Source organism: Nonomuraea sp. NPDC050663 (genome assembly GCF_044456985.1).
Taxonomy (GTDB): domain Bacteria; phylum Actinomycetota; class Actinomycetes; order Streptosporangiales; family Streptosporangiaceae; genus Nonomuraea.
The window spans coordinates 26921-51077 of record NZ_JBITGL010000018.1; the positions used below are offsets into that span (position 1 = coordinate 26921).

The 24157-nt window shown below is 72.0% G+C and carries 20 protein-coding genes; 12 read left to right on the plus strand and 8 right to left on the minus strand.

Translation table 11 applies throughout. From position 1 onward, the window contains the following. Nucleotides 1-55 precede the first annotated feature (55 nt). A complete protein-coding gene (locus ACIBH1_RS39010; protein ID WP_397319091.1) occupies nt 56-592 on the plus strand; it encodes a TetR/AcrR family transcriptional regulator in 537 nt (178 codons plus the stop codon). Here the strand turns inward: ACIBH1_RS39010 and ACIBH1_RS39015 are convergent. From ACIBH1_RS39015 to ACIBH1_RS39025, 3 genes are read right to left on the minus strand one after another with little or no spacing between them, the layout of a single operon-like run. Further along, nucleotides 585-1445 carry a TIGR03619 family F420-dependent LLM class oxidoreductase gene (locus tag ACIBH1_RS39015; RefSeq protein ID WP_397319092.1) on the minus strand — a complete coding sequence of 287 codons (861 nt, stop codon included), beginning with the start codon at nt 1443-1445 and terminating at the stop codon, nt 585-587. The two genes, ACIBH1_RS39010 and ACIBH1_RS39015, sit on opposite strands and share 8 nt — an antisense overlap. Continuing rightward, nucleotides 1442-2689, minus strand: coding sequence for an LLM class flavin-dependent oxidoreductase (locus tag ACIBH1_RS39020; RefSeq protein ID WP_397319093.1), 1248 nt, complete (start codon nt 2687-2689; stop codon nt 1442-1444). The genes ACIBH1_RS39015 and ACIBH1_RS39020 overlap by 4 nt, the downstream gene beginning before the upstream one ends. Continuing rightward, nucleotides 2686-3471, minus strand: coding sequence for an alpha/beta fold hydrolase (locus ACIBH1_RS39025; RefSeq protein ID WP_397319094.1), 786 nt, complete (start codon nt 3469-3471; stop codon nt 2686-2688). The genes ACIBH1_RS39020 and ACIBH1_RS39025 overlap by 4 nt, the downstream gene beginning before the upstream one ends. Before the next feature lie 60 nt (nt 3472-3531). On the opposite strand from ACIBH1_RS39025, the gene ACIBH1_RS39030 reads away from it, so the two are divergent. From ACIBH1_RS39030 to ACIBH1_RS39040, 3 genes are all read left to right on the plus strand, one after another. Next, nucleotides 3532-4353: a TIGR03619 family F420-dependent LLM class oxidoreductase gene (locus tag ACIBH1_RS39030; protein WP_397319095.1), complete on the plus strand. Its 822-nt coding sequence runs from the start codon at nt 3532-3534 to the stop codon at nt 4351-4353. Continuing rightward, nucleotides 4325-5626, plus strand: a complete 1302-nt coding sequence (locus tag ACIBH1_RS39035) for a serine/threonine-protein kinase (protein WP_397319096.1) — start codon at nt 4325-4327, stop codon at nt 5624-5626. The genes ACIBH1_RS39030 and ACIBH1_RS39035 overlap by 29 nt, the downstream gene beginning before the upstream one ends. A gap of 108 nt (nt 5627-5734) precedes the next feature. Then, on the plus strand, nt 5735-7936 hold the full coding sequence (locus ACIBH1_RS39040; RefSeq protein ID WP_397319097.1) for a PASTA domain-containing protein: 2202 nt from the start codon (nt 5735-5737) through the stop codon (nt 7934-7936). Nucleotides 7937-7999: 63 nt separating this feature from the next. On the opposite strand, the gene ACIBH1_RS39045 is transcribed toward ACIBH1_RS39040, so the two are convergent. Then, entirely contained in the window at nt 8000-8533 is a 534-nt protein-coding gene (locus ACIBH1_RS39045) for a TetR/AcrR family transcriptional regulator (protein ID WP_397319098.1), read from the minus strand. A gap of 74 nt (nt 8534-8607) precedes the next feature. Here ACIBH1_RS39045 and ACIBH1_RS39050 point away from each other — a divergent pair, with 74 nt between their 5' ends. Then, entirely contained in the window at nt 8608-10764 is a 2157-nt protein-coding gene (locus tag ACIBH1_RS39050; protein ID WP_397319099.1) for an MMPL family transporter, read from the plus strand. Between the two features lie 76 nt (nt 10765-10840). Here ACIBH1_RS39050 and ACIBH1_RS39055 read toward each other — a convergent pair whose 3' ends face one another. Beyond that, nucleotides 10841-11899, minus strand: coding sequence for an alcohol dehydrogenase catalytic domain-containing protein (locus ACIBH1_RS39055; RefSeq protein WP_397319100.1), 1059 nt, complete (start codon nt 11897-11899; stop codon nt 10841-10843). Nucleotides 11900-12000: 101 nt separating this feature from the next. Between ACIBH1_RS39055 and ACIBH1_RS39060 the strand changes: the two genes are divergently transcribed. From ACIBH1_RS39060 to ACIBH1_RS39075, 4 genes are read left to right on the plus strand one after another with little or no spacing between them, the layout of a single operon-like run. Continuing rightward, on the plus strand, nt 12001-13233 hold the full coding sequence (locus ACIBH1_RS39060) for an ABC transporter substrate-binding protein (protein WP_397319101.1): 1233 nt from the start codon (nt 12001-12003) through the stop codon (nt 13231-13233). Then, nucleotides 13230-15926: an ATP-binding cassette domain-containing protein gene (locus tag ACIBH1_RS39065; protein WP_397319102.1), complete on the plus strand. Its 2697-nt coding sequence runs from the start codon at nt 13230-13232 to the stop codon at nt 15924-15926. Before ACIBH1_RS39060 ends, ACIBH1_RS39065 begins: the two co-directional genes overlap by 4 nt. Continuing rightward, complete coding sequence (locus ACIBH1_RS39070) at nt 15923-16654, plus strand: ABC transporter ATP-binding protein (RefSeq protein WP_397319103.1); 732 nt, start codon at nt 15923-15925, stop codon at nt 16652-16654. The genes ACIBH1_RS39065 and ACIBH1_RS39070 overlap by 4 nt, the downstream gene beginning before the upstream one ends. A 58-nt stretch (nt 16655-16712) precedes the next feature. Next, nucleotides 16713-17528: a maleylpyruvate isomerase family mycothiol-dependent enzyme gene (locus ACIBH1_RS39075; RefSeq protein WP_397319104.1), complete on the plus strand. Its 816-nt coding sequence runs from the start codon at nt 16713-16715 to the stop codon at nt 17526-17528. On the opposite strand, the gene ACIBH1_RS39080 is transcribed toward ACIBH1_RS39075, so the two are convergent. Then, nucleotides 17518-18123 (minus strand): VOC family protein, encoded by a 606-nt coding sequence (locus ACIBH1_RS39080; protein ID WP_397319105.1) that lies wholly within the window; start codon nt 18121-18123, stop codon nt 17518-17520. The two genes, ACIBH1_RS39075 and ACIBH1_RS39080, sit on opposite strands and share 11 nt — an antisense overlap. Nucleotides 18124-18146: 23 nt before the next feature. Next, complete coding sequence (locus ACIBH1_RS39085; RefSeq protein WP_397319106.1) at nt 18147-18869, minus strand: dienelactone hydrolase family protein; 723 nt, start codon at nt 18867-18869, stop codon at nt 18147-18149. Between the two features lie 245 nt (nt 18870-19114). Between ACIBH1_RS39085 and ACIBH1_RS39090 the strand changes: the two genes are divergently transcribed. The 3 genes from ACIBH1_RS39090 to ACIBH1_RS39100 are packed head-to-tail and all read left to right on the plus strand — an operon-like array spanning nt 19115 to nt 21974. After that, a complete protein-coding gene (locus ACIBH1_RS39090) occupies nt 19115-20218 on the plus strand; it encodes an acyl-CoA dehydrogenase family protein (protein ID WP_397319107.1) in 1104 nt (367 codons plus the stop codon). Beyond that, nucleotides 20215-21144 (plus strand): acyl-CoA dehydrogenase family protein, encoded by a 930-nt coding sequence (locus tag ACIBH1_RS39095; RefSeq protein WP_397319108.1) that lies wholly within the window; start codon nt 20215-20217, stop codon nt 21142-21144. The genes ACIBH1_RS39090 and ACIBH1_RS39095 overlap by 4 nt, the downstream gene beginning before the upstream one ends. Continuing rightward, nucleotides 21135-21974 carry a TIGR03619 family F420-dependent LLM class oxidoreductase gene (locus tag ACIBH1_RS39100; protein ID WP_397319109.1) on the plus strand — a complete coding sequence of 280 codons (840 nt, stop codon included), beginning with the start codon at nt 21135-21137 and terminating at the stop codon, nt 21972-21974. The genes ACIBH1_RS39095 and ACIBH1_RS39100 overlap by 10 nt, the downstream gene beginning before the upstream one ends. 4 nt (nt 21975-21978) lie before the next feature. On the opposite strand, the gene ACIBH1_RS39105 is transcribed toward ACIBH1_RS39100, so the two are convergent. After that, the gene (locus ACIBH1_RS39105; RefSeq protein ID WP_397319110.1) at nt 21979-24018 is read right to left on the minus strand and encodes a CHAP domain-containing protein; all 2040 of its coding nucleotides are present in this window, start codon (nt 24016-24018) and stop codon (nt 21979-21981) included. Between the last annotated feature and the right edge of the window lie 139 nt (nt 24019-24157).

The window sequence follows — 24157 nt, forward strand, 5'->3', positions numbered from 1 at the left end:
CTCCATACGGTTGCGTATGGTCGGACCGTACGCTGGCGTATGGAAAGATGTCAACATGGCGAAGGTCACCGCGGACGACTGGGCGAACGCCGCTCTGGAGGCGATGGCGGAGGGCGGGCCCGCGGCGGTCGCCGTCGAGCCGGTCGCCGCCAGACTGGGCGTCTCCAAGGGCAGCTTCTACTGGCATTTCACCAACCGGCAGGCCCTGGTGGAGGCCGCGCTGCAGCGCTGGGAGACCTCGACGGGCGAGATCATCGGCTTCCTGGAGGAGATCCCCGACCCGGCCGCACGCCTGCGGGCCCTGCTGGAGCTGGCCTTCTCCGACCCGCGCGACGCCTCGGTGTCGCTGCGCCTGGTCGGCGCCGCCGATGACCCCGCCGTCGCGGAGGTGGCGCGGCGGGTGAGCCAGCGGCGGCTCGGCTACATCGCGGCCGCGCTGGAGCAGCTCGGCCACCCGCCGCAGGCCGCGCGCGACAGGGCGCTGTCGGCCTACAGCGGCTACCTGGGGCTGGCCGCGCTGCTGCGCATCGGGGCGGTCACCGAGGTGCCGCCCAACGCGGTCGAGGAGGTGCTGCGGGAGATGCTCACCTGATGATCTCCTCGGCGAACCTCTCCATGGTCACCCGCTTCAGGTCGAGGCCGCTCAGCGTGGCCTTCTCCTCCGGCGAGGCCAGCCACCACGGCGCGGCCATCGTGGCCGACACGCCCTTGTCGTGCCAGCGACGGTAGGTGTCGCGATCGGGCAGCACGGCCAGCGGGGCGACGATCTCCAGGGCGTCGGCGGGCCTGCCGTACTCCGCCAGATACTTGCGCAGCGCCGCCAGCACCTCGTCGAGCTGCTCCTCGGCGTAGATGCGGTTGCCGATCCAGCCGTCACCGAGCCGGGCCGCCCGGCGCAGGGCCGCCTCGCTGTCGCCGCCCACGTACACCGGGATCGGGCGCTCGGGCGTGGGGGCGATGGAGAACTCCGGGATGCCCGGCAGGGTCATGGCCTCGCCGCTCCACAACCGGCGCAGCTGCGGGATCATCGCGTCGAGGCGGCGGCCACGCGTGTGGAAGTCCTGGCCGGTGGCCAGGAACTCCTCCTTGCACCAGCCCACGCCCACCCCGAACGTCACCCGGTCGCCCGACAGCACCGCCGCCGTGGAGACCTGCTTGGCCACGGTGAGCAGGTCACGCGCGGGAGCGATGTAGACGTTCGGCGCGAAACGCAGCCGCGTCGTCACCGCCGCCATCGCCCCGATCGTCACCCATGCGTCCGGCCAGTGTGTGGAGGCGTCCCAGCGCGGCTTCCCGCTGCGCGAATAGGGGTACGGCGTGGCGAAGTCGGCGTAGAAGAGGTGGTCGGACAGCGTGAAGGTGTCGAAGCCGCAGTCCTCGGCGATCCGGGCGAGCTGGGTGAACTCGCCCGTGTCGACGAAGGAGGCGCCCAGCCAGTACCTCACTGGAACTCCGGGATGACCTTGGTGGCGAACAGCTCCAGGTTGCGCTTGACCGTGTCGAGCGGCAGCACGCCCTGCTGGCCCTGCATGTACAGGCCGAACCACTCCAGGTCCGGCATGCGGTCGAGCATGCGCTGGATGCCGCGCTTGACGTCGTCGGGCGATCCGAACAGCGCCATCTCGACGTCGTTCATGCGCTTGACGTCGCCCTTCTCCGGCGAGATGGGCTTGTGCCTGTCGTCCTCCTTCTTCCGCAGCACCTCCAGGTAGCCGAAGGGGCCGAAGAAGGCGGCGAAGTCCTTGGGGATGCCGCGGCCGTAGGTGTTGATCGCCTCTTCCGTCGTGTCGGCGATGCCCACGATCTTCAGGATGCCGGTGTGCTCGCCCAGCTTGTAGTGGCGTCCCGCCTTGGCCGACTCCTCCTGGTAGAGCTTGGCCTTGGCCGCGTGGTCGTCGGGGTTGGGGGTGAACATCCACGGCATGATGTCTTCCTGCGCGGCGCGGATGACGCTGCGGTCGGAGATCGTGAACGGCTGCCACAACTCGGGGTGCGGGTTCTGGTAGGGCCGGGGGCAGACCGAGATCGCCTGGACCCTGCCCTCGTCGTCGAGCTCGCCCGGCGCGCCGAAGGTCTGCGTCCACTCCTGCGCGGGCCAGCCCTCGATGCCCTCGTAGGGGTAGGGCACGGAGTAGTCGAGCACGTCCGACTTGTAGCGCAGCGTCTCCTGCGTCCACGCCATCTTCATGATCTTGATCACTTCGCCGAAGACGTCGAAGTTGCGGTCGTCGGACTTGGACCCGTCGGAGCGGGCGGCGGCGGCGTGCCAGCGCTGGCCCAGCACGTTCATCCACCGGTTCTGGTAGCCGCGCGCCACGCCGAGGCGCAGCCGGCCCTTGGAGAACTGGTCGAGCAGCGCCACGTCCTCGGCCGCGCGGATCGGGTCCCACGCGGGCAGCACCATGCCGAGCGGCGCCAGCAGGATGCGCTCGGTGCGGGCCGCCAGGTCCGTCAGGAACATCAGCGGGTTGACCGAGAACTCCATGCCCTCCGAGTGGAAGTGGTGCTCGGTCATCATGAGGGCGTCGAAGCCGATGCGGTCGGCGTGGACCGCGATCTCGCGCACCTCGTGCAGCAACCCCTGGTAGGACTCGGTGTCGCGGCCGATCGGCCGTTTGGCGCGAGCGTTCGCCTCCGCGGCGTACCCGGAGCCCGGGATCTGGGGGTTCAGGAAGATGGCGAACTTCACGTGAGACTCCTCAGCCATTCAGTGACGACAAGAGCGAATTCGGCAGGGCGTTCCTCGTGCAGCCGATGGCCGCTTCCCGGCCAGCAGATCGTGCGCGAGCGGGGGTCCTTCAGCAGGTCGGCCTCCCAGGCGGCCTGGGCCGGGTTGGCCCAGAACGACAGCACCGGGCAGGTCCGCTGCGACAGGTAGGCGTCGGCGGCCGGGCGGGTCCCGATCGCGTCGGGGCCGTCCCAGAGAGACTCGAACGCCTGGGCCAGCACGTGCGGCGGCGTGGCCAGCAACCTCCTGCGGTGCCATTCGCGCAGCCAGGCGGGGGAGGCGGCGGTGTAGCACCACTGGTCGATCTGGACGGCCGCGGCCGCGGGGTCGGGGCCGCGCAGGCCGTCGAGAAGCCCCAGCGAGATGCGGCCCACGCCCGCGGGCCAGCCGTAGCCGGGGTCGACGGTGACGAGGGCCCTGACCAGCTCGGGGTGCTCGACGGCCAGGCGGGAGACGATGACGGCTCCCATCGAGTGCCCGACGGCCACGCACGGGCCTGTCTCCTGGAGCAGGGTGGCGAGATCGCGGGTCATCGCGGTCACGGTGTTGCCGGTCTCCGGGGCGGAGGAGTAGCCGTGTCCGCGCAGGTCGACGGCGATCACCCGGTAGTGCTGGGTGAGCGCGGGCAGGTGGTGCACCCACTGATGCGAGTCCGCGCCCCAGCCGTGGACGAGCAGCAGTGTGGTGTCCCCGGAACCGTCATCGGTGTAGAACAACCGAAACCCGTCCAACTCCACGAACATGGTCAGCAAGCTACTCTAAGAATCTGAACCGAGCAATCGCTTGGTAGAGAGAGGGGCGTCATGCGGCTGGGCGTCACGATGTTCGCCACCGACCGGTCGATCTCCATCACGCGGCTGGCCCGGGCCGTCGAGGAGCGCGGGCTCTGCTCGCTCTACCTGCCCGAGCACACCCACATGCCCGTCGCCACCCCCCACACGCCGGGACAGCCCGACGTGCCGGAGTCGTACAAGCGCACGCTCGACCCGCTCGTCGCGCTCGCCGCCGCAGCGGCCGTCACCGAGCGCATCACCCTGGGCACCGGCATCCTGCTGGCCGCGCAGCGCGAACCGCTCGTCACGGCCAAGGCCATCGCCAGCCTCGACCACCTCGCGCCCGGCCGGGTGGCGGTGGGGGTCGGGTTCGGGTGGAACGCGCCCGAGGTCGAGCACCACGGCGTGCCGTACGCCGAGCGCAGGGACGTGGCACGGCGGCACATGCTCGCCATGAAGGCGCTGTGGAGCCAGGAGCAGGCCTCGTCGGAAAGCTTTGGTCCGACCTATTCATGGCCCAAACCCACGGTGATGCCGCCGATCTACCTCGGCGGCGCGGCGGGGCCCAAGCTGTTCGCGCACGTGGCCGAGTACGGCGACGGCTGGATCCCGATCGGCGCCAAGGGCATCAAGGCCGCCCTGCCCGCCTTCCGCGACACCTGCGGCGACAAGCGCATCATCCCGTTCGGCTCGCTGCCCACCCCCGAGAAGCTCGAGTACTTCGCCACGCTGGGGATCGAGGAGGTGGTGGCCAACGTGCCCAGCGGCACCGCCGACGAGGTGCTGCCGGTGCTGGACACGCTGGCTGCCATAATCTCCCCCTATGTCGAGACCCGCCCCGCTTCGCCCTGAGGACCCGCGACAGCTGGGCGCGTACGAACTCGTCGGCAGGCTCGGCCAGGGCGGCCAGGGCGTGGTCTACCTGGCCGACCCCGCGGCCGCCGTCAAGCTGCTGCACGCCAGCGTGGACGAACGGCGCATGCAGGGAGAGATCGAGGCGCTGCGCCGGGTCGCACCGTTCTGCACCGCCCCGCTGCTCGACGCGGGCATCGCCGACGGGCGGCCCTACCTGGTCAGCGAATACGTCGACGGGGTGTCGCTGCGCGAGCACGTCATCGCGAGCGGGCCCCGCACCGGCGGGTCGCTGCACCGGCTGGCGATCGGCATGTCCACCGCCCTGGCCGCCATCCACCGCGCCGGCGTCGTGCATCGGGACTTCAAGCCCGGCAACGTACTGCTCGGGCTCGACGGGGTGCGAGTGATCGACTTCGGCGTCGCGCGGCTGGCGGGCACCGACGCCACCACCGGGCTCGCGGTGGGCTCACCGGCGTACATGGCACCCGAGCAGGTCAAGGGGGAGGCGGTCGGGCCGGCCGCCGATCTGTACGCGTTCGGGCTGGCCGTCGCGTTCACGGCCAACGGGCGGCACGCGTACGGCGGGGCGACCTACCAGGAGGTGCTGGCCAAGATCGTGTACGGCAGGGCGGACCTGGGGGAGCTGAGCGGGTCGCTGCGGGAGATCGTGGAGGCCTGCCTGGCACCCGTCCCGGAGGAACGGCCGTCGGCGGAGGAGGTGCTCCGGCTGCTGCAGCTTTCGGACCCGCCCACCGGGGCACCGGCGCCGGGGGCCGTGCCCTCGGCGCCTTCCGAGGCCGCGGCTCGCCCTGCGATCGCGCTCACCCTGCCGGGCGGCGAGGCGGCGGCGCCGAAGCAGCAGCGGCGGCGGCCGAAGTGGTGGCAGGCGCTCATCCTCGTCGCCGGTCTCGCCGCGGCGGTGGCCGGCTTCGTCCTGTGGCTGGACTCGCCCAAACTCCCCACCCTCACCGGCCAGTGGACCGGCACCGCCGTCCACCCCGCCGCGGGCCGCGTCTTCCCCGTCGAACTGAACCTCACAGGTCAGGGCGACTCGCACATGCGCTGGGGAGCCGACCTGCACTGCGAAGGCATGCTCAGCCCCGGCGGCAAACCCCTCACCTTCAGCCTCGACCGCGTGGAGGGCAAGGAGTGCTACCCCGGCACCCTCGTCCTCAGCCCCACCCGCGACTCGAACCAGCTGGAGATAAAGGTCATGCGATCAGGTGACAACACCGTCACCTACTCGGGCACGGTGGCACGCCCCTCCTGACCTGGTGTGTCACAGTCAGGCGGCAATCGCCCCGCGAACCGTTGACTGCCTCGGATACGTCTCATTCAGTGGAGACCAACGACGGGCCGCTAGCGAGGGGAGGCGCCCGTGCCCATAGCGCAGCCGCTCAGGACGGGGGACCCTCGGCGACTGGGAGACTACGAACTGTCAGGCCGCCTCGGTGAGGGCGGTCAGGGAGTGGTCTATCTCGGCACCAGGAGTCCTGAGCGGGACGAGTACGAGCCGTCGGGAGGGGCCCATCACGAGGTGAGCTGTGCGGTCAAACTGCTGCACGGCACCGTGGGGGACGAACAGGCCGCCTTCCTGCGCGAAGTCGAGCTGGCCAAGCACGTGGCGAGATTCTGCACCGCGCAGGTGCTCGACGTCGGCTTCGCAGAAGGCCGGCCGTTCATCGTCAGCGAGTACGTCGACGGGCCCTCGCTCCACCGCGAGGTGGCGCTGACCGGGCCGCGGCGCGGAGCCTCGCTGGAACGCCTGGCCGTGGGATGCGCCACCGCGCTGGCGGCCATCCACCGGGCGGGCATCGTGCACCGCGACTTCAAACCTCAGAACGTGCTGCTGGGCCCCGACGGGCCGCGCGTCATCGACTTCGGGCTGGCCCGCGCCCTCGACGCCGCCGCCACCCAGAGCGGGCGAAGCGTCGGGACACCCGCCTACATGGCGCCCGAGCAGATCACCGCCTCCGCCGTGAGCGGGGTGGCCGACGTGTTCGCGTGGGGCGCCACGATGTGCTTCGCCGCGAATGCCTCCGCTCCTTTCGGGCAGGACTCCGTCGCGCCGGTGCTGCACCGCATCCTCACCGCGCCGCCCGCGCTCGGGCGTCTGGAGGGGGCGTTACGGGAACTGGTGGCGGCTTGCCTGGAGAAGGATCCGCGCAACCGGCCCACGAGCCGGGATCTGCTGCTGGAGCTGCTCGGCGGCGCCGAGGGGGTGCCGGCGGAGGTGCTGCGCTCACCTCCGCCGCACGTCCTGCGGGCGGCCGACGCGGAGGACACCGATCCGATGGGGTGGATGGCGGCGGGCGTCTCGCTCGACGGCCCCCCGATCGCCGAGCCCGAGGCCACGGGCGCGGCCCCGGACACGTATCGCCTGCCAGACGCCGAGCCCGAGGGCGGGGGGCAAGGCGGGCCGAGACGCGAGCCAGGGGGCAGGCGGCAAGGCGAGCCGGGGGGCAGAGGGCAAAGCGGGCCGTGGGGTGAGCCGGGGGCCGGGCCGAGAGGCCGAGCGAGCGCTGGGTCGAGGGGCGGGCCGCCCGCCGGGGCCGCCGAGGGTGGTGCGGCCGCCGGAGGTGCCGGGACTGCCGGAGCCGCCGCAGCGGGTGCTGGGATGGCCGTGGGTGGTCTGGGCGCGAGTCTGGTCACCTCGCCCAGGGCCAGTGCCGTCAACCGTGCCGGGCTGGCCGTCTCCGGCGCGCTCCTGGTGACCGCCGCCATCCTGGTGGCCGTCGTCTGGCCGAGCATCTCCCGACAGAACGGCCCCCCGCCTCAGGCAGCCGCCGGGCCGACCGTGGTGGTGACGACGACCCCCCTCGCGCTCCAGCCGCAGCTGGAGAGCGAGAATTCCCTGGAGAAGCGCTCGGAGGCGCCCTCTGACAAGCCGGCCGAGCGCCCGACCGGCGGGCCGCCTCCGGTGGCCCAGGTCCCGATCCCGGCCGTCGTCGGTATGGATCGGGCCGCGGCCCAGAAGAGGCTCAAGGCCAGCGGCCTGGTGCTGGGTGAGGTGTCCGAGGTCGACTCGCCGCGGAAGGTCGGCCAGGTGCTCGGCAGCGTCCCGGCGGCGGGGGTGAAGGTGGCGGCGGGGTCGCGGGTGAGCCTGACGGTCTCGGCGGGGATCGCGGTGCCCGAGGTGGTCGGCCTGACCCGTCCGGCAGCGGCGTCGGCCCTGGCCGGGAGCGGTCTGGCGGTGGGCAAGGTCACGCTGACGTGTGCGGTCGGTGGTGGGAACAAGGTGACCGCGGCCAGTCCGGCGCAGGGGAGCAGGGTGAAGGCGGGGACGAAGGTCGACCTGACGGTGGCGAGGAACGGCGCGCAGGTGCCGGGGGTGGTCGGCAGGCAGCGGGCTCAGGCGACCAAGCAGCTCGCGGGCGCCGGGTTCGCGGTGAGGGTGGTGCCGCAGCTGGTGAGCGATCTGGGTCAGGGTGACGTGGTGCTGGCCCAGAACGTGGCCGCGGGGACGTGTGCCAGGCCGGGGCGGATGGTGACGCTGACCGTGGGCGTGATGGGGCAGACGGAGCCCGAGCCGGAGCCGAGCGAGGAGCCGACGACCCCGGCCCCGAGCCCCAGCCCTTGAACCCCCGACGCCCGGGACCGACCTGAGAGCCGCAACCCGAGAGCCGAGGCACGAGGGTGGTGGTCAGGACCAGCGGGACAGGAGCTCCAGCAGGCTCTGCCGTACCGTCTCCTCCGGCAGGTCCATCGTGTGCACCATGCCGTACTCCAGCGCCCCCAGCGCCGCCCACCCCCGCACCCTGGTGAAGTCCGTGGGCTCGGGGCCGACCAGCTTGGCGTAGATCTCGTCGCGGAAGGTGCGCACCGCTTCGCCGGTGGAGCCGGGCGGCGCCTCGTCGACGCGTCCGATGTCCTCCAGCATGAGCCGCACCACCGCGCGATGCCGTACGCAGAAGGTCACCAGCCCGTCCAGGCAGCGCGCGAAGGTGTCGAAGGGGGTGCCGAGGAAGTCGAACAGGTCGTCGGCGGCGGGGGCGATGAGTTCGGCGGCGAGCCGGTCCTTGGGGTGGAAGTGGTAGGCGACGGCCGTCTTGGTCAGCCCGACGGCTCCGGCGATGTCGGCGAGCGAGGTGGCGGCGTAGCCGCGCTCGGCGAACAGCTTCTGCGCCGCGGCGAGGATGCGGCTGCGGGTGTCGTTGCCGTGATCGAGTGTGGTCATCGTCTCACTTCCCAGGTGGTGCAGCACTGCTTATCGTAGGTCCTGTACGGGCGTACAGGACGAGGGGAAAGCCAATGTCGGGTCTGCTGGGACGGTTGGGCGGCTGGTGCGCGCGGCACGGCCGCTGGGTGCTGGCCCTGTGGGTGATCGTCGCGGCGGCCCTGATGGGCGGCAGCCTGGCGCTCGGCAGCCCGGTGAGCAACGAGGTGTCGATCCCCGGCAGCGACGCGCAGCGGGCCCACGACCTGATGGCCGAGGGTTTCGGTCCGGGTTACGGCACGGGCGGGACGGTCCAGCTGGTCCTGTACGCGGACGCGGCGCTGGCCGCGGAGCCGCGCAAGGGGGCGCTGGACGACTCGGTCGAGCGCATCGAGGAGCTGCCGCACGTCGTGGACGCCGAGCTGAGGCCGTCGGCGAACCCGAACATCGGGATGATCGTCGTCAGGCTCGAAGGCCACGACACCACCAAGACGGCGCAGACCGCCCAGACGATCGCGAAGGCCGCCGACCCGGCACGGGAGTTCGGCGTCGAGGTGGTGCCCGCCGACAACTCCACGCCCGCCGACAAGGAGATCAAGACCGGCCCGAGCGAGATCGCCGGAGTCCTCATCGCGCTGCTGGTGCTCGTTCTCGCTTTCGGCACGCTCGTCGCCGCCCTGGTGCCGATCTTCAGCGCCCTGGTCAGCGTCGTGACGGGGCTCGGCATGATCGGCCTGCTCGGCCACGTGATCGACGTGCCCAAGCAGGCGGGCATCATGGCCACCATGATCGGCCTGGGCGTGGGCATCGACTACGCCCTGTTCCTCATCTCGCGCTATCGCAGGCTCCTGGCCGACGGCGTGCCGACCGTGGAGGCCGTGCGCAGGACCACCTCCAGCTCGGGCGGCGCGGTCGTGTTCGCGGGCGGCACGGTGATCATCGCGCTGAGCGCGCTCATGCTCGGCGGCTTTCCCCTGCTGCAGACGCTCGGCTGGATCACCGGCCTGTCGGTGGTGTGCGCGGTGCTCACCTCGGTCACGCTGGTGCCCGCGATGCTGGGCGTGCTCGGGCCGAAGATCAACGCGCTGCGGGTGCTCAGGGCGCGCGGCTCGGAGGACAGCGGCTGGGGAGGTCTGGCCCGCTGGGTCGCCAGGCGGCCCTGGCGGGTGCTGATCGGCAGCGTGCTGGTGCTGGCCGCGCTGGCCGCGCCCGCCCTGACGCTGAAGCTCGGCCCGCTCGGCGACTCCTACGCCGAGGAGGGCACCACCACCCGCCGCGCCTACGAGCTGATCCAGACCGGCTACGGGCCCGGCGCCAACGGGCCGCTGATCGTGGTGGCCGACGGCACCGGCGACGCGCATGCCGTACGGCAGGCGCTGGACGAGGTGCCGGGCGTGGCGAGCGTCGGCCCCGCCAAGCTCAACGAGTCGGGCAGGTCGGTCCTGGTGCAGGTCATCCCCGACTACGCGCCCGGCGACCCGCGCTCCCTGGACGTCGTCGAGGCGGTGCGCGCGGTGGAGCTGCCCGGCGCGAAGGTGCACGTCGGCGGCGAGGTGGCGGCGATGGCCGACGTCGGCGGCCGGATGGTCGAGCGCACCCCGCTGGTCATCGGCGTCGTGGTGCTGCTCAGCGCGTTGCTCCTGCTGCTGGCCTTCCGCGCCCCCGTGGTGGCGGTGAAGGCCGCGGTGATGAACCTGATCTCGCTCGGCGCCGCCTTCGGCGCGCTGGCGCTGGTCTTCTCGCTGGGCCTGGGCAGCCGCCTGGTCGGCATGGACGCGCCGGTCTCCGACTCCATGCTCGTGGAGTGGATCTTCAGCGTCCCGATCGACAACTACGTGCCGCTGATGCTGTTCGCGGTGCTGTTCGGCCTGTCGATGGACTACGAGGTCTTCCTGCTGACGGCGGTGCGCCAGGCCTATCTCAAGCACGGGGACAACCGCCGCGCCGTGGCCGAGGGGCTGGGCTCGACCGGACGGGTGATCACGTCGGCGGCGCTCATCATGGTCGCCGTGTTCGTGGCCTTCATCGCCTACCCCGACCCTCTGGTGAAGGTGTTCGGCGTGGGCCTGGCGGTGGCCATCGCGGTGGACGCGACCATCATCCGCGGGTTCCTGGTGCCGGCGACGATGGTGCTGCTGGGGCGGGCCAACTGGTGGTGTCCGCGCTGGCTGGACCGGCTGCTGCCCAACCTGTCGGTGGAGGGACACGAGGAGCACGCGTCAGCACCACGTGAGCTGGTCGATGCGCGATAGGAGTGCTCTTCTCACGGAGGAGGGGCGCTTCCGTTGCGAGCGGGCGGGGGTGGGGCGCGTGCCGTACCCTCGCCCGTCAGTCGAAGACGATGACACTGCGGGCCACCGAGCCCTGCCGTACCCTCTCGACCGCCGCGTTGATGTCCTCCAGCGGCACGCGTTCGGTGATCAGCCCGTCGAGGTCGAGCCGTCCGGCCATGTACTGCGCGGCGAGCATGGGCAGGTCGCGCAGCGGCGAGGCGTCGCCGCCCTGGGTGCCCATGAGCCGGCGCGAGGCGAACAGCAGGCTGGGGTCGATCTCCAGGTTCTGGCCGCGCGGGGGGCTGCCGACCATGACGGTGGTGCCGCCGGGGCGGGTGGCGGCGAAGGCCTTGGCCAGCACGCCCGGCACGCCGGTGGCGTCGAAGGCGTAGTCGACGTTCTGGGGGAACTCCTGGACCGGCGTCGCGCCGAACCGCTCGGCCAGCTTGAGCTTCTGTTCGGCGATGTCGGCGGCGTAGATCGTGGTGGCCCCGGCCAGCACGGCGCCCTGGATGACGTTGAGCCCGACCCCGCCGCAGCCGACGACGAGCACGCTGGATCCGGGCTGCACGCGCGCCACGTTGAGCACGGCGCCGACCCCGGTCACGACGCCGCAGGCGAGCAGGGCCATGGCGGCGAAGGGTGCGTCCTTGGCGATCTTCACGCACATGCGCTCGGAGACCACGGTGTGCTCGGCGAAGGAGCCGATGCCGATGAAGCGCCTGGTCTCGGCGCCGTCGAGGGTCATGCGCGGCGGCCCGCCCATGATCGCGGTGATCCGCGCGGGGCCCGAGCACAGGTGGAACTCGCCCCCGGCGCAGCCGCGGCAGCGTCCGCAGGGCCCGCTCATCGCGATGATCACGTGGTCGCCCGGCTTGAGCGCCGTGACCCCGTCGCCGACGCTCTCGACCACGCCCGCGCTCTCGTGGCCGAGCACGAAGGGCAGCTGGGAGACGACGGGGCTCTTGCCGTCGATGGCCTTCAGGTCGGAGCCGCAGATGCCGGAGGCCCGGATCCGGACGCGGACCTCGCCGGGCCCCGGGTCGGCCAGCTCGACCTCGCGGATCTCCAGGGGCGCGTGGAATTCGGTCAGGACGGCGGCGCGGGTCAGCATGACCGTCACGCTAGCCGGAGCACAATTGCGTAGCAAGCAGTTGCTTGGTGATGTCCGTAATTCTACTCTTCAGAAAACCGAGCGAGCGCTAGGTGGTTTTCATGAGGAAGCGGATGATGGCCGTCCTGGCCGCTGCGGCGCTCGCCGCCGCGGCCTGCGCGGCAGAACAGTCGGGCGGTACGGCCAGCGGTGCGGCTTCCGGTGTCACCGACACCTCCATCAAGATCGGCGGAGTGCTCACCAAGACCTCGGCCAGCGGATACTCCACCAAAGACGCCGAGATCGGCGCCAAGGCCAGGTTCGAGCGCGCCAACGCCGCCGGCGGCGTGCACGGCAGGAAGATCGAGTTCGTCGGCGCCGAGGACGACACCCAGGACGCCGCCAAGGGCGACGCGGCGGCCAAGAAGCTCGTGCAGAAGGACGGCGTGTTCGCACTCGTGCCCGTGCACGCGCCCAACTTCGGCGGCGCCGCCTTCCTGGAGCAGCAGGGCGTGCCGTGGTTCGGCTGGGCGACCGGGCCGCAGTGGTGCGGCACCACGACCGGCTTCGGCTACAACGGCTGCCTGGCGCCCAAGGCGGGCGCGGGGTCGCAGACCTGGTGGGGGCGGCAGATGGCCGACCTGCTCGGCGGCGCCCAGGGCAAGAAGGTCTGGGTGCAGACCTCCGACTCCAGCGGCAGCAAGTACGGCGGCAAGACCATCTCCCAGTCGTTCGAGGCCGCCGGCTTCAGCCTCGTCGGCGTCGACTCCAGCCTGCCCGCCGCGGCCCCGCCGCCCGACTGGCTGCCCCACGTCAACAAGATCATGGCCACCCGGCCCGACGTCGTCGTCAGCGTCATCGCGGGCACCAAGTTCAACGCCGGGCTCTACGCGGGGCTGAAGAAGGCCGGCTACCAGGGCGTGCTCACCGACGCCACCAGCTACGACGCCAACATCCTCAAGGACCCCGCCCAGGCCCAGGCCTTCGAGGGCGTCATCGCGGCTCCCATGTTCGAGCCCTTCGAGTCGACCGCACCCGAGATCGAGCAGCTGCGCAAGGACGTCGAGGCCGTGGCGCCCGGCACCCAGCTGACCCAGCACCTGGCCATCGGCTACTGGGCGGCCGACATCTTCCTGAAGGTCGCCGACCAGGCCGGCAAGGACCTCACCAGGGAGAAGTTCCTGTCCGTGGCCAACGGCACCTTCTCCTACGAGAACGCCGGATTCGGGCGCATCGCCTATCCCAAGGACCACGACGAGCCCAACGGCTGCGGCGCGCTGGTGAAGATCAGCGGCGGCGCGTTCCAGGTGGCCAAGAACATGAAGTGCTTCGACAACGTGCCGCTCAAGCCGTGATTGGATACATCCTCAGCGGGCTCGTCGCCGGCGCGATCTTCGCGGTGCTGGGCTCGGGACTGACCCTGTCGTACGCGGCGACCGGGGTGTTCAACTTCGCCCACGGCGCGATCGGCTTCCTGACCGCGCTGGTGTACTACGAGCTCTACGCGGGGCTCGGCCTGCCGCGCTGGCTCGCCGCCCTGGTGGCGGCCGGGCTGTTCGCGCCGCTGGTCGGGCTGGTGCTGCACCGGGTGATGTTCCGCGGTCTGGCGGCGGCGGGCGAGACGGCGCAGATCGTCGGCACCATCGGGCTGACGATCGCGCTGCCCGCCCTCGGGCTCTTCCTGGTCGAGCTGGCCCTGCCGCTCGGGCTCGCGCCGGTCGACGTGAGCGTGCAGCCGCGCGGCGTCGGCCCGGCGCCGCCCGCCCTGTTCGACCTCGGCGTGGTCACGCTCGACAGCGACCAGCTGATCACCTTCGGCTTCGCCGTGCTGGCCGCCGCGGGCCTGTGGGCCTTCATGCGCCACACCCCGTACGGCCTGCGCATGCGCGCCTGCGTCGACCGGCGCGGCCTGGCCGGGCTGCGCGGCATCGACCCCGACTCCACCTCGGCCCTGGCCTGGATGCTCAGCTGCCTGCTCGCGGGCCTGGCAGGAGTGCTGGCGCTGCCCATCGTCGGGCTCGACGCCCACGCCTACACCGTGCTGCTGTTCGCCTCCGCCACCGCTGCGGTGTTCGGGCGGCTGCGCTCCATCCCGTGGACCTTCGCCGCCGGGCTCGGGCTCGGCGTGGTGACGAACCTCGTCGCCGGATACGGCTCGTTCCTGCAGGAGATCACCGGACTGCGCTCCGCCGTACCCGTCATCCTGCTCTTCCTCGGCCTGCTGCTGCTCAACCGCTCGCGCGAGCGGGTGGCGGGCAGCTCGGCCGAGGACGCGCCGCCGCCCGACTACCGCGCCGACCTGCCGCCGTGGCGGCGCCGCCTGCCCTGGCTCGTGGGGCTGGCCCTGCTGCTCGCCTACACCTTCACCCAGCCCGACTACTACGTGGGCATCGTCGCCCAGGGCCTGGTCCTGGCGCTGATCTTCTGCTCCTTCGTGGTCGTCACCGGGATCGGCGGCATGGTCAACCTCGCCCAGGCCTCCTTCGCCGCGATGGCCGCGCTCACCTGCGGGTGGGCCTTCTCCGCCGGGCTGCCGTTCATCGTGGCCATCGTGCTCGGGGTGCTCGCCGCCACCGCTGTCGGCATGCTCGTCGCCCTGCCCGCGCTGCGGCTCGGCGGGCGCATCCTCACCCTGGCCACGCTGGCCCTGGCGCTCCTGGCCGACCAGGTGCTCTTCCAGATCGACGCCTTCAGCAACGGCACCATCGGGTGGACGCTGCCCGCGATCAACCTGGGCTTGGGCACCACGACCTCGCCGCAGGTGCGGGTGGTGCTGCTGCTCGTGCTGATCGGCCTGGTCGGGCTGCTGGTGCGCAACCTCGAACGGTCGGCCTCCGGCCGGGCGATCCTCGCCGTGCGCTCGGCGCCGGCCGCCGCGACCACCTCGGGATTGTCGGCGGCGCGGACCAAGTTCCTGCTCTTCGCGCTGGCCTCGGCGATCGCGGGGCTCGGCGGGGTGCTGTACGCGATCTCCAAGGGGGCGACCACCGCCACCGACCTGCCGGCGTTCGCCGGATTCGTCTGGCTGGCCGTCGTGGTGCTGCAGGGCGTGAGGCGCATCGGCGGCGCCGTGGTGGGCGGGCTCATCGCGGCCGTCTTCCCCGAGCTGCTGTCGGCGTGGGGAGTGTCGGCGCACGTGGGGCTCATCCTGTTCGGGGCGGGCGGGATGATCCTGGCCAAACACCCGGACGGCGTGCTCGCCCAGCTGGCCGAGCAACGTTACCGCCGCCGCCGGAAGACCGCCGAGCGCGCCACGGCGAGCGGGGCGGTGCACACGGCGGGTCCACGAACCGCCGGCACCCCCCTCCGCCGGGCCGGCGAGACGGAGTACGGCGGAGCCCGGCAGAACCTGGCAGGCGACCAACCGGCACCCCTGTTCGAGCTGCGCCACGTCACAGCCGCCCGAGCCGAGGCCACCGTCCTGCGAGGCGTCGACCTGGAGGTCAACGCGGGCGAGGTCGTCGCCCTCCTGGGAGCCAACGGTGCGGGCAAGTCCACCACCTGCGCCGTGGCAGCGGGCGACGTCCTGCTCACCGAGGGCCGGGTGCTGCTCGACGGCACCGACGTCACCGCCTGGCAACCCCACCGCCGGGCCAGGGCGGGCATCCTGCTGGCCCCGGAGGGCCGCGGCGTCTTCCCCTCCCTCACCGTCGAGGAGAACCTGCGCACCTGGCTGCCCGACCCCGCCCCGGTGTTCGACCGCCTGCCGCTCCTGGCCACGCGGCGCGCCGTACCGGCGGGTGCCCTGTCGGGAGGCGAGCAGCAGCTTCTCACGCTCGCCCCCGCCCTGGTCAGGCCGCCGAGGGTGCTGATCGCCGACGAGCCGTCGCTGGGCCTGGCCCCGAGGGTGGTCGAGCAGGTCTTCCAGCTGTTCACCGAGCTGCGCGACAAGGGTGTGGCGCTGCTCCTGGTCGAGGAGAAGGCGACGGAGGCGCTGGCGATCGCCGACCGGGTGGCGTTCATGCGCTTGGGCCGCATCACGTGGACCGGTTCCCGGTCGGAGGTCGACGGCGAGCGGCTGGCGGCGGCCTACCTGGGGGTGTCATGAGAGTCGAGGACGTGTCCGTCTCCTTCGGCGGGGTCAGGGCCCTGACGGAGGTGAGCTTCGAGGCCCCTGAGGGCGGGATCTGCGGCGTGATCGGTCCCAACGGCGCGGGCAAGACCACGCTGTTCGACGTGATCTCCGGGTTGCGCCGGCCGAGTGGCGGGCGGGTGAGCTTCCAGGAGGAGGATCTGACCGGGCTGAGCGCGGTGAAGCGGGCCAGGCACGGCGTGCGCCGTACTTTCCAGCGCACCCAGGTGTTCGGCCGCCTGACGGTGGCCGAGAACGTGCTGGCGGCGCTGGAGTGGCCGCGCCAGAACTTCCTGGGCGACCTGGCCGCCTGGCCGTCGAGGCGTGCGCTGGAGCGCGAGCGTGGCGAGCGGGTGGACGAGGTGCTGGAGTTGTGCGGGCTGTCGCCGCTGCGCGACGCGTACGCGGCGGCGTTGCCGGTCGGGCAGCGGCGGCTGGTGGAGCTGGCCAGGGCGCTGGCCGGGCGGCCGAGGCTGCTGCTGCTCGACGAGCCGACCTCGGGGCTGGACGCCGACCAGGTGGCCAGGCTCCGCGAGGTGGTCACGGGGCTGGAGACGACCGTGCTGCTCGTCGAGCACGACATGGGCTTCGTGATGGGCGTGTGCGACCAGCTCGTGGTGCTCGACCTGGGCAAGGTCATCGCCCAGGGACCGCCCGAGCGGATCAGGGAGGACCCGGTGGTCAGGGCCGCCTATCTCGGATAGTCATTGACATTTAAACCAAATCGGCTTGTCGTCGCCTTGAGGAGAAGAGGTGAACGGCATGAGCCAATGGGATGCCACCTCCTACGAAGGCAAGGACACGATCCTTCGAGTGGTCCGCGAGGAGGCCGAGCGGCTGTTCGCGATGGCCGAACCGGAACAGGCCTGGACGGCCCCGACGGCCTGTCCTGGCTGGAGCGTGCGCGACGTGGTCGCGCACATCGTCGACACGACGGAGGGCTACTTCGCCGCGTTCGACGCGGCCCGCTCGTCCGGCTCGTCCGGCACGCCGTACGGGCTGACGGGCATGGGCGAACGGGTCAACGAGCAGGCCGTGGCGCTGCGCGCGGTGCCGCAGAAGGAGCTGCTCGACCGCTGCAAGGACGACTTCGAGCGCATGCAGGCGATCCTGCGCGAGCTCGGTCCCGAGGAGTGGGGCGGCCTGACCGTCCCGCACTTCTACATGGGCCCGCTGCCCGCCTACTTCTACGCGGCGGGACAGCTGATGGACTACGCCGTGCACTCGTGGGACGTGCGCCAGGGCAGCGGCCGGGCGCACGGGCTCTCGGGCGAGGCGGCCGACCTGCTGGTGCCCTTCATGTTCGTGCTCTGGCAGTCGACGATCAAGGCCGATGCCGACCGCAGCCCGTTCTCGCTGGGCATCAGGGTCGGCGGCGCCAACGGCGGAGACTTCCGGGTCGAGGTGGGCGAGCAGGGCATGACCTACGAGCGCGGCGAGCTCGACGGCCTGCCGGCCGTGATCGAGTTCGACGCCGGGAGCATGGTGCTGACGACGTTCGGGCGCAGCAACGCCGGGACGGTCAGGGGTGACCTGACCGTCGCCGATCGTTACCTGAACCTGTTCTTCAGGATCTAGCCGGCAGGGTGATCCCTTCGCGGGCGAGGTCCTCGATGATCCCGTCGACCAGACGCGTGGCCACGGTGCGCTCCAGGCGGCCGTGGTCACGCAGCTCTCGTACGGCGGGCACAGGGTCGGCGTCGGCGAACAGGCGTTCGTCGCCGTAGTCGACCGGCCGCCCGGTGGGGTCGATCGTCCACCACGAAGCCTCCAGCGCGATGCCGTTGGGGTCGCTGAAGTAGATCGACCGCAGGAACCCGTGGTCGATCACGTCGGTGACCTCGCAGCCGTGGGCCTTGAGCCGGTCGCGCATACGGTTCAGCGCGTCCTCGTCCGGCAGGTGCAACGACAGGTGGTCGAACTGGGAGGCCTTCGGGTACGGCACGCCGGCCGGCTTGGCGAAGCTCTCGATCGGCTGGTCGGTGAACTCGAAGAACGCGATGGTGTTGCCCGGCGCGACCTCGAAGAAGTAGTGGCGGAAGGCGGGGATGGCAAGCGTGGTCACCAGGCGCGCGTCGAGGACGCCGTGCCAGAAGCGCACGGTCGCGTCCATGTCCGCTGTCACCAGGGCCAGGTGGTGGACTCCCCGCCACGGAACGGAATCGGTGGCCATGCCGCCGACGGTACGCCTTTCAACTATCCATGGCGAGAGGTGAATTCCAGGATCCTGCGCCACGAGTCCGCGCACGCCTCGGCCCACTCGGTCGCCGAGCGGTCGAAGAAGGAGTGCGGCGCGCCCTCGTAGACGTGCTGCTCGACCTCGACGCCCGCTCGCTCCAGGCTGGAGCGCAGGGCGGCGAACTGCTCGGGGGACGAGCCGCGGTCGGCGCCGCCCAGGAGCATCAGCACGGGGGAGCCCGGCTCCTCCGGCTGCCAGCCGTCGATGAAGCGCAGCGAGCCGTAGTAGCCGATGCCGCCGGCGAAGCCCTCGACCGTGGCGGCCACGCGCCAGGCGTGGGCGCCGCCGAAGCAGAAGCCGACGACGAAGACCGGGCCGGTCAGGGTGGCTGCCGCCGCGCGGGCGTCGGCGTCGAGCTGATCGGCGGTGACCTGCTGCACGTGCGGCGGGTAGTCGAAGTCGTCGCCGCGCTCGCCGGTGCCCGCCGTGCGGCCGAAGTAGTCGATGGCCACGGCGTGGAAGCCGGCCTCGGCATAGCGCACGGCCAGGTCGCGGTAGAACGGGTGCAGGCCGCGCACGTCCGGGAAGATCACGACCGCGCGCCCGTTGGGCTCGGCGGGCACGGCCCGGTAGGCCAGGAACGCGGTGCCGTCGGCGGACGTGACGATGGTCTCGCCGTGCTCGGCGACCTCGCCCACGACCGGCGGAGCGGGCGGGCGGCTGTCAGGAGAGTGGCACATGGTTGACAATGGTAGGACGAACGAAAAAGGGGGTCACGAGCGTCCAAGGGGCATGAGGTCACGCCCCACCGCCGCGGTGCTTCTCGGCCACGTGGCCCTCTACGGGCTGCTGCTCATCACGATCGACACCGCCGCCCGAGTGGTACGGCTGGGCGGTGCAGGCCGTGACGGTGTGGTCGGCGCTGGCGGTGATGGCGGGGGTGGGGTTCCTGTTCAGGGAACCAAGCGTGCGCTAGGTTGGGTAGGTGGATCTCGACTTCACCCCCGCGGAACAGTCGTTCCGCGCCGAGGTGCGCTCCTGGCTGGCCGAACACACCCCGCACCACCTGCCCTCGCTCGACACCGCCGACGGCTTCGCCGCCCACCGCGCCTGGGAGGCGCGGCTCGCCGCCGAACGCCTGTCCGTGGTCTCCTGGCCCGAGGAGTACGGCGGGCGGGCAGCCTCCCTCATCGAGTGGCTGATCTTCGAAGAGGAGTACTGGGCGGCCGGAGCCCCCGCCCGGGTCACCCAGAACGGCATCTTCCTGCTCGCCCCCACCCTGTTCTCCCACGGCACCCCCGAGCAGCGCGCCGCCTGGCTGCCGCGCATGGCCCGCGCCGACGACGTCTGGGCCCAGGCCTGGTCCGAGCCGGGCGCCGGAAGCGACCTGGCCGCCCTCACCTCACGCGCCGTCCGCGCCGACGGCGGCTGGCGGCTGCACGGACTGAAGACCTGGAGCTCGCGCGCCGCCTACGCCGGCCACGGCTTCGGCCTGTTCCGTACCTCCGGCGAACGCCACCACGGCCTCACCTACTTCCTCTTCCCCCTCGACGACGTCGAAGTGCGGCCCATCGCCCAGCTCGACGGGGAGTACGGCTTCGCCGAGCTCGCCTTCGACGGCGTCTTCGTGCCCGACTCCATGGTGCTCGGCGAGGTCGGCCAGGGCTGGCGCATCGCCATGGCCACCACCTCCTCCGAACGCGGGCTCACCCTGCGCAGCCCCGGCCGCTTCCTGGCCACCGCCTCCCGGCTCGTCGACCTCGCCGCCGACGCCGGCGACCCCGTGCTGCTCGACCGGGCCGCCCGCTGCTGGTCCGAGGCCGAGGCCTACCGCCTGCACACCTTCTCCACCGCCCGCCGCCTCATGGACGGCACGCAGATCGGCGCCGCCTCCAGCCTCGGCAAGGTCTTCTGGTCCGAGCTCGACCTGCGCATGCACACGCTCGCCATGGACCTGCTCGGCGACCGCGCCGCCGAGACGCCCTGGTACGACGGCTTCCTGTTCTCCCTGGCCGGGCCCATCTACGCGGGAACCAACGAGATCCAGCGCAACATCGTCGCCGAACGCGTCCTGGGGCTGCCACGATGAACTTCACCTTCACCGACGACCAGCTCGACTTCGGGCTCGTCGTGCGCGACGTGCTCTCCGACTGCCGCGACGACCGCGGCGCCGCCGCCTGGCAGCGGCTGGGGACGCTCGACTTCTTCGCGCTGCTCGTCGACGACACGCGGGGCGGACTCGGGCTGCGGCTCGTGGACGCGCTGCCCGCCCTGGAGGAGACCGGGCGGGCGGCCATGCCCGGCCCCGTCGTCGACACCGCCGTCGCGGGAGCGCTGCTGCTCGACGGGCCCGAGCTCGACAAGCTCGCCGCCGGAGCGCTCCGCGTCGCCGTGGCGGACAGCGCCTCGGCCGCCGCCGACGCCGACCTGGCCGACGTGATCGTGGCCTGGCCGCGGATGGCCTTCCGCGACGCCGTACGGCTGGAGCCACGGCCGGGCATCGACCCCGCCAGACCGCTGTTCACCGTCACCCTCGACGGCGACACCCGCGAACTGACGGGCTCCGCCGTACCAGCGTGGCGGGCGGCCACCGTCGCCACCGCGGCCCAGCTGATCGGGGCCGCCCGCCACCTGCTCGACGCCTCCGTCGCCTACGCCCGCGAACGCACCCAGTTCGGCCGGGCCATCGGCGGCTTCCAGGCCGTCAAGCACCGGCTCGCCGACGTCGCCATCGCCGTCGACTTCGCCGCACCCCTGGTCCACCGGGCGGCGCTCTCCTACGAACTGCCCTCAGGCGAGCGGGACGTCAGCGCCGCCAAGGCCGCCGCCAACGACGCCGCCCGCCTCGCCGCGGAAGCGGCGCTGCAGGTGCACGGCGCCATCGGCTACACCCACGAGCTGGAGCTGCGCCACTGGCTGACCCGCGTCTGGTCGTGGAGCGCCGCGTACGGCACCAGCGCAACCCACCGCGCCCGCGTGCGCGCCCTGGTGAGAGAGGTGCCGCGATGGCCGTGAGGATGAAGTACGGCGTGCCGCTCGGCCTGCTGCACCCCGCCGCGTGGAAGGACGTCGCCGTCGCCGCCGACGAGCTCGGATTCGAGTCCGTGTGGGCGCCCGAGCACCTCGTCTTCACCACCGACCTGTCCACCGCCACCTACCCCGGGACCAGCGACCCCGGCATCAGACCCGCCACGCCCATCTTCGACGCGCCCGCCTTCCTGTGCTGGCTGGCCGGGCTGACCCGCCGGATCCGGCTCGGCACCGCCGTCCACCTGTTCGCGCTGCGCCACCCGTTCGTGTCGGCTCGGGCGTTCGCCACGCTCGACGTCATCTCGACAGGGCGCGCCATCTGCGGGGTCGGCGCCGGATGGTACCGAGGGGAATGGGACGCGGCCGGGGTGCCCTTCGAGACGCGCGGCGCCCGGCTCGACGAGGCGCTGCGCATCGCCAGACGGCTGTGGAGCGAGCCCGTGGTGGAGCACGCGGGGGAGTTCTACACCTTTCCCGAGGTGGCCTTCGAGCCCAAACCGGTGCAGCACCGGCTGCCGGTGCTCGCCGGAGGCGAGTCACGCGCGGCACTGCGGCGGGCGGCGACGCTGTGCGACGGGTGGATCAGCATGCCGCACACGCTGGAGTCGATCCGGCCGCAGCTGGAGGTGCTGTCGGAACTGTCGGGCGGTCGCCGCGTGCCGGTGACGGCGCACGCCTACGACCTCGCGTCGCCCGGCGAGGTGGGGGAGTGGGCGGCGTTGGGGGTGGAGCGGCTCATCGTGCGGCCGTGGAAACGCTCGCGCGACGCGGTGGACGGGCTGGCCGCGTTCGCGCGGGAGTACGGGGTGTCGTAGCCGGTCACCGGGGGGCGACGGCGGACTGGAGGTCACGGTGCCGACGACCCCTGAGCGGCCCGTCCTGCACGAAGCCCTCGGCCGCATGGGGGACGTCGTGCGCGGAGGCTTGGAGGTCGGCTCGCCGCATGTCGTGCGCGTGGCCGTGGGGCGCGGTGGGATGAGCCTCGGCGTGGAGCTCGGCTCGTCGGCTGTCGTGCGCGTGGGGCGCGGTCGAGCGTGCCTCGGCGTGGAGGTCGGCTCGGCGTGTGTCGTGCGGGTGGCCGTCCGTCGACGGGCGGTGGCGGCGGCCGCGGGTGGGGGCGCTGTCCTGGAAGCTTGCGTCGTCGGCGTGGACGGCGGCCTTGCGGCGGCGGCCACGGTAGGCGGAGTTCTCGCGCGGGGCGAGGGCGTCGCGGTCGATGCCCGGGAACGCGCCCGTTGGTGAGCTCGCGGCGGCCTGGTCGAGGCGCCGGTAGGTGGTCCGGCGTCCCGAGGCGGCGCGGAAGGCGTCGAACTCGGCGGTGACCTCGCCACGCACCGGCTCGCCCGTGACCTCGCCACCCAGCGACTCGGCGGGGACCGCACGGCGCAACCTGCGCGGCACCCGCTCCTCGCGTCGACCGGCTGTCGTCGACGAGCCCGCCCGATCGGCACCGGACAGCCCGGACAGGCCGGCCAGGCTGGACGAGACGGCGGGATCGGCCGAGGGCCCGGTGACGTCGAGCTGGGCAAGCGTGGCGGCGTGCGAGGCGGCGGCGTCGAGCCGGGCGAGCGTGGCGCCATCGTGTGAGGCGGTGGCGTTGAGGGAGGTGAGCGCGGCGGCGTCCAGGTGGGCGAGCGCGGTGCCTTGGTGTGAGGCGGTGGCGTCGAGGTGGGCGAGGGTGGTGGCGTCGAGGCGGGTCAGGATGTCGGTGTCGAGCGGGCTCGTCAGGTACGCCTCGTCCACCGGTGCGGCGAGCACGAGTGCCGTGCGCGGTGCCTCGACGGTGATGGCGACACCGGCGGTGGTCTTCGACGTCTTGCGGCGGGTGCCTGCCGTGCGAGCGGCGGGCCGTGCGGCGGTGGGCTTGCGGCGGCGGCGGCCGTGGGCGGGCGTCTCGGAGGCGAGCGGTCCGGCGCCTGCGAGCCGGGCCCGCACGTGTCTGGTCCTGGAGAACACCAGCACCGCCAGCGCCGCGACGAGGGCCGAGCCGACCAGTGCGGGTGTGCCGAGCGCGGCGACCGGGGAGGTGGTGGCGGCGGCGACGTCGACGATCGCGGGCAGCGGCTGCGTGGTCGCCTCCTGCGTGTCGGCCGTCGAGGGCTTGGCGTGCTTGCCCTTGGTCGTCGGAGCCCCGGCCGCGGCGTCGGACGAGGACGAGGACGAAGACGAAGAGGACGAGGACGAGGACGAGGACGAGGACGACGCGGAGGGCTTGGCCGTGGGAGGTGTGGGGGCCTCGGCGGCCTTGGGCTTGGACGGGGCGGAGGCCTCGGGTGAGGACTCCACGCGCGGGAACAGGGCGGTGAACTCGTTGCCCGACTCCGCGTCGCCGTAGAAGGGCGTGTCGGGTGCGAGGGTGCCCTCCTCCTTCTGCGGAGCGCTGGCGGCGTCGAGCCTGGCCTTGATCTTCTCGGGGTACCCGTACCCGACGACCTTGCTGGTGTCACGTTCCTTGCGCTTGGCGACCCCGCCGTCGATGTTGCCCTCGATGGTGTGGATCCGGCCGCCCTCGACGCTGGTGACGATGCCGACGTGGTCGATGCCGTCGATGCTGTCCGACCCGGACCAGTCGTAGAAGACGAACGCTCCCGGCTTGGGCTTGGTCCCCCAGGCGCCCTGCTCCTTGAACCATTCGGCGTGGGCGACGGTCCAGGCGAACTGCCCGATCCACTCCTCGTAGCCGAGCTTGGCCGCGGCCCACGACAGGTACATGTCGCACCATGGCTGGCCGCTGTAGTCGGAGTCGGTCTCGACGTTCCTGCCGTACCAGTCACCGAACTTGGTGTAGGCGTTCGCCTTCTCCGTGTAACCGAGCTCTTTCTCGAGCAGCTCGATGTACTTGTGCATCTCTGGTGTCATGGAGGTTCGGGGGACCTTCCGGGGCAGCCTGCAACTTCCGTGATTGGGGAGGCTACCTGGGCAAACGAGCGGTCAAGCACAAACCAAGGAATCGCCAACAGCGGTTCGGAAGCAAAAACCGCAGGTCAAGAGGTTGCCA

Bases quoted from the DNA above. Each gene is read 5' to 3' on its own strand.
- ACIBH1_RS39085 (WP_397319106.1), bottom strand. From the start codon at position 18,869: ATGTGCCACTCTCCTGACAGCCGCCCGCCCGCTCCGCCGGTCGTGGGC.
- ACIBH1_RS39060 (WP_397319101.1), top strand. From the start codon at position 12,001: ATGAGGAAGCGGATGATGGCCGTCCTGGCCGCTGCGGCGCTCGCCGCC.
- ACIBH1_RS39070 (WP_397319103.1), top strand. From the start codon at position 15,923: ATGAGAGTCGAGGACGTGTCCGTCTCCTTCGGCGGGGTCAGGGCCCTG.
- ACIBH1_RS39030 (WP_397319095.1), top strand. From the start codon at position 3,532: ATGCGGCTGGGCGTCACGATGTTCGCCACCGACCGGTCGATCTCCATC.
- ACIBH1_RS39010 (WP_397319091.1), top strand. From the start codon at position 56: ATGGCGAAGGTCACCGCGGACGACTGGGCGAACGCCGCTCTGGAGGCG.
- ACIBH1_RS39055 (WP_397319100.1), bottom strand. From the start codon at position 11,899: ATGCTGACCCGCGCCGCCGTCCTGACCGAATTCCACGCGCCCCTGGAG.
- ACIBH1_RS39095 (WP_397319108.1), top strand. From the start codon at position 20,215: ATGAACTTCACCTTCACCGACGACCAGCTCGACTTCGGGCTCGTCGTG.
- ACIBH1_RS39025 (WP_397319094.1), bottom strand. From the start codon at position 3,471: ATGTTCGTGGAGTTGGACGGGTTTCGGTTGTTCTACACCGATGACGGT.
- ACIBH1_RS39050 (WP_397319099.1), top strand. From the start codon at position 8,608: ATGTCGGGTCTGCTGGGACGGTTGGGCGGCTGGTGCGCGCGGCACGGC.
- ACIBH1_RS39075 (WP_397319104.1), top strand. From the start codon at position 16,713: ATGAGCCAATGGGATGCCACCTCCTACGAAGGCAAGGACACGATCCTT.
- ACIBH1_RS39105 (WP_397319110.1), bottom strand. From the start codon at position 24,018: ATGACACCAGAGATGCACAAGTACATCGAGCTGCTCGAGAAAGAGCTC.
- ACIBH1_RS39100 (WP_397319109.1), top strand. From the start codon at position 21,135: ATGGCCGTGAGGATGAAGTACGGCGTGCCGCTCGGCCTGCTGCACCCC.
- ACIBH1_RS39045 (WP_397319098.1), bottom strand. From the start codon at position 8,533: ATGACCACACTCGATCACGGCAACGACACCCGCAGCCGCATCCTCGCC.
- ACIBH1_RS39035 (WP_397319096.1), top strand. From the start codon at position 4,325: ATGTCGAGACCCGCCCCGCTTCGCCCTGAGGACCCGCGACAGCTGGGC.
- ACIBH1_RS39080 (WP_397319105.1), bottom strand. From the start codon at position 18,123: ATGGCCACCGATTCCGTTCCGTGGCGGGGAGTCCACCACCTGGCCCTG.